The organism is Paracoccus sp. R12_2 (genome assembly GCF_017744015.1).
Lineage (GTDB): Bacteria > Pseudomonadota > Alphaproteobacteria > Rhodobacterales > Rhodobacteraceae > Paracoccus.
This window is the reverse complement of record NZ_JAGHRA010000039.1, coordinates 1-3,264: the sequence shown is the minus strand read 5'-3', so window position 1 is coordinate 3,264 and position 3,264 is coordinate 1. Positions and strand designations below refer to the sequence as shown.

The 3,264-nt window shown below is 57.5% G+C and carries 5 protein-coding genes; 4 read left to right on the top strand and 1 reads right to left on the bottom strand.

Features of this window, described 5'->3' with window-relative positions:
• Positions 1-346 precede the first annotated feature (346 nt).
• On the bottom strand, positions 347-619 hold the full coding sequence (locus J7359_RS19760; RefSeq protein ID WP_209059942.1) for a metal-sensitive transcriptional regulator: 273 nt from the start codon (positions 617-619) through the stop codon (positions 347-349).
• A gap of 106 nt (positions 620-725) precedes the next feature.
• On the opposite strand from J7359_RS19760, the gene J7359_RS19755 reads away from it, so the two are divergent.
• Genes J7359_RS19755 through J7359_RS19745 form a run of 4 tightly spaced genes read left to right on the top strand, consistent with a single transcriptional unit; the run spans position 726 to position 2,715 of the window.
• Complete coding sequence (locus J7359_RS19755) at positions 726-1,259, top strand: DUF305 domain-containing protein (RefSeq protein WP_247740555.1); 534 nt, start codon at positions 726-728, stop codon at positions 1,257-1,259.
• A gap of 3 nt (positions 1,260-1,262) precedes the next feature.
• Complete coding sequence (locus J7359_RS20205) at positions 1,263-1,388, top strand: hypothetical protein (RefSeq protein WP_271118305.1); 126 nt, start codon at positions 1,263-1,265, stop codon at positions 1,386-1,388.
• A 24-nt stretch (positions 1,389-1,412) separates the two neighbouring features.
• Complete coding sequence (locus J7359_RS19750) at positions 1,413-2,204, top strand: glutaredoxin (RefSeq protein WP_209059940.1); 792 nt, start codon at positions 1,413-1,415, stop codon at positions 2,202-2,204.
• Between the two features lie 52 nt (positions 2,205-2,256).
• Positions 2,257-2,715: a DUF305 domain-containing protein gene (locus tag J7359_RS19745; RefSeq protein ID WP_209059929.1), complete on the top strand. Its 459-nt coding sequence runs from the start codon at positions 2,257-2,259 to the stop codon at positions 2,713-2,715.
• Positions 2,716-3,264: the final 549 nt, after the last annotated feature.

The following is a 3,264-nucleotide window of genomic DNA, read 5'->3' as shown; positions in this document are numbered from 1 at the left end:
TGCTCTGTCCGAAAAGGATCAGCAAGCCGTCAAGCGCGCAAAGGGTGTCGGAGGCGTCTAAAAGCGAGCAACCGGGCAAACCGGCAGCAGTCAGCCCCTGCCGGCCCGTTTCCACACAGCCTCGGCCCAGAGCTGCCGTTCGACTTCATTGGAACGAAGGTCCACTTGGAGCCCGTTTTGCTCAATTTCTGCTATGTAGCGAATGGCTGCTCTCGCCGCACTGGCATCAAACTTCAAGACCGTTTTGAGTTTGAACAACGAGCTTATTGTAACGGCGATCAAGGCGATTGGCGTTTGTGCGAAAAATGTATTTTAGCGGACCGAGTGCTATGTAGATTTGAAAAGCTTACCGCGACGCCTTTTGCAGAAGCCCGATGAGCTCACCGAACTTTGCACGCTGCTCTTCTGGATCGCCACTCTGGATGGCGGTCTCGACGCAATGCTCTGCATGGTTCTCCAGGATGAGCTTTTCGACACCAAGGAGCGCAGACCGGATTGCGGCTGTCTGCGCAAGAATATCCATGCAGTAGCGGTCAGCCTCGACCATGCCAGCCACGCCCCGCACTTGGCCTTCCAGACGGGAAAGCCGATCCAGTGTCTTGTCCTTGTTTGCCTTCACGTGTCGCGTCTCCCTGCCTTTTGGAACCTGCCGCGGACTATCTTGTTGTATACCCCATATGGGTATATAAACAAGGCAGGAAATGGCATACCGGGAGGACACTACAATGGATTCACACGGCACGCATCACCATAGCAAAAGCGGCAAAGGCAGCGGCTATGGCCGGTTCTTCGCTATGATCGGCACCTCGACGGTTGTGATGTTTGGCCTGATGTATCTCAACACCTACGCCCTCGATCACGTCTTCTTCTCGCAGACCCGGATGTGGATGGCGCTCTACATGGGCGGGATGATGGCGATCATCATGCTCGCTTTCATGCTGGGCATGTATTCCAACCGGAAAGCCAACATCGCGATTTTCGCGGGCGCAGCCATCGCCTTCGTCGCCGGGGTTTATCTTGTCCGGTCTCAGGACACCGTTGGCGATGTCGCCTGGATGAAGGCGATGATCCCGCACCACTCGATCGCGATCCTGACCAGCGAACGGGCCAACATTTCCGACCCGCGCGTCCGCGAGCTGGCCGATGCGATCATCGAGGCGCAGCGCGGCGAGATCGCGGAAATGAAGCGATACATCGCGGATATCGAGGCCAACGAGGACGCTGCCCCCGGCACTCCCCGCATCGAAGAAGGGAACTGAGCAATGATGAATGGTGAAATGCACGAAGGTACAGGCTGGATAATGATGGGCGGCATGGGACTGATCGCCCTGCTGTTCATCGCCTTTCTGATCACCGGTATCGTTTATTTTGTCCGCAACTCTCGCTGACGCTGATCGCAAGGAGATTATGAAATGCCAAAGGACACCCGCGACTTTGCCGACGTAACAACCGATCCCGCCACCGCCGCGATCGGGAAAACAGCTGTTCTCTACCGCATGGCTCTGCCGAACCATCTGTGCCCGGCAGGGCAAAAGGCACGCTGGCTTCTGGACCGCAATGGGTTCAAGGTCGATGACCGGCTATTCCGCGAACGGTCAGAAGTCGATGCGTTCAAGGAAGAATACGACGTTCCAACCACACCGCAGGTCTGGATCGACGGCGAGCGCGTCGGTGGCTATGATGCCCTACGCCAGCAGCTCACCGACTACGATCCGAAGGCCACGACCTACAAACCGGTGATCTACCTCTTCGCCGTGGCCGCCGCGACGGCGCTCGCGCTGTCCATTGGCTTCCTCGGCACGATCACATGGCAAACGCTCGGCTGGTTCATCTCGGTCTCGATGATCCTTTTGGGGATGCAGAAGCTCCGCGACATCGAAAGCTTCACGACGATGTTCCTCAACTACGATCTGTTGGCGCGAAAGTGGGTGCCATACGCCTATGTCTATCCGTGGGTTGAGACGGGGGCGGGTATTCTGATGACGGGTATGTTGTTGACCCCGCTTGCTGCTCCTGCGGCGCTCTTCATTGCAACGGTGGGCGCGATCAGCGTGTTCAAAGCCGTATACATCGACAAACGAGAGTTGAAATGTGCCTGTCTGGGCGGCAACTCGAACGTGCCTCTGGGTTTCGTAAGCCTGACGGAAAACCTGATGATGATGGGCATGGGCCTCTGGATGTTGGGGATGTGGTTCGCAGCCTGAAACGTCCTCCACCGTTCCTCTCGGAAATCGACATAAACAGGAGAACTCGAAAATGAACATCATCAAGACCGCCCTCGCAACTACCATTGCGGCGTTGGCATTTTCCGCACCAGCTTGGGCACAGGATGCCGGGTTCGAGCCTCCCGAACAGTGCACCGAAGTTTCTGTTATGGAGGAAATGGATCATTCGGCGATGGGTCACGACGATCCCGCTTACAACGCGCGGTCGGAGAGTGACGATCATGATGCCATGCCAGAGCACGTGCAGGAGAATATGCGCAGAATGGCAATTACCATGCCCGCGATGGAGGAAGGTATGATGCGTGAAGATGCCGACGTGGCATTCGCCTGCGCAATGATTGCCCACCATCAGGGCGCAATCGACATGGCGCAGGTGCTGCTTGAACATGGTGACGACCCGCATATGATCGAACTTGCCGGAGAAATAATCGCCGCGCAGGTCGGTGAAATTGACCAAATGACAGCTTGGCTGGCCGAGAATGCCGAATAGTATGACGCTGGCCGCACGTTCCGGATTTTGCGGCTACTTCTTTAAGGCACCTCCCAAAAACCACCGTTTGTTGAACGGTTCACCAGACCGGACATTGGTGCACGTGCAGCGAAGGTCTGAAAAGTCCCGCATTGCTGACCTCCATCCTTTGCGCAGCGACCGTCCGCTCTCCGCCCTCCCTGTCGGTGCTGCGGAAGCGAAGGCCCTGACTTCGCGCCTGCGGCTAAAGGCCGCTTCGTCCCGCATAGCCGACCACCTCATCATTGATCCAGCAGCAAATCTGCGGCCCGCGCGAGGGCGCGGGCCATGACGGGCTGAGGACGTGCCGGGGGATCGGCGCGGGCTGCGCCCGCGCTCACCCCCGCCCCGACGATGTTTCCCTTTCTTTTGTCCGCCACGCATCCGGTAGGATGCCGGTCAAGGGGTAATCCCCCCATTTTTGTGGGGGCTTGGTCGTAGAATTTACGCGGCCATTCTCAGTTTCTGTGCGGGTGTCATCCCGCCGTTGCCCATGTTTGGGCGCTCATTGTTGTAGGACCAGAGCCATTC

What these genes read in the sequence shown, in the direction of transcription:
- J7359_RS19750 (WP_209059940.1), top strand. Translation starts at nt 1,413, where the DNA reads ATGCCAAAGGACACCCGCGACTTTGCCGACGTAACAACCGATCCCGCC.
- J7359_RS19745 (WP_209059929.1), top strand. Translation starts at nt 2,257, where the DNA reads ATGAACATCATCAAGACCGCCCTCGCAACTACCATTGCGGCGTTGGCA.
- J7359_RS20205 (WP_271118305.1), top strand. Translation starts at nt 1,263, where the DNA reads ATGATGAATGGTGAAATGCACGAAGGTACAGGCTGGATAATGATGGGC.
- J7359_RS19755 (WP_247740555.1), top strand. Translation starts at nt 726, where the DNA reads ATGGATTCACACGGCACGCATCACCATAGCAAAAGCGGCAAAGGCAGC.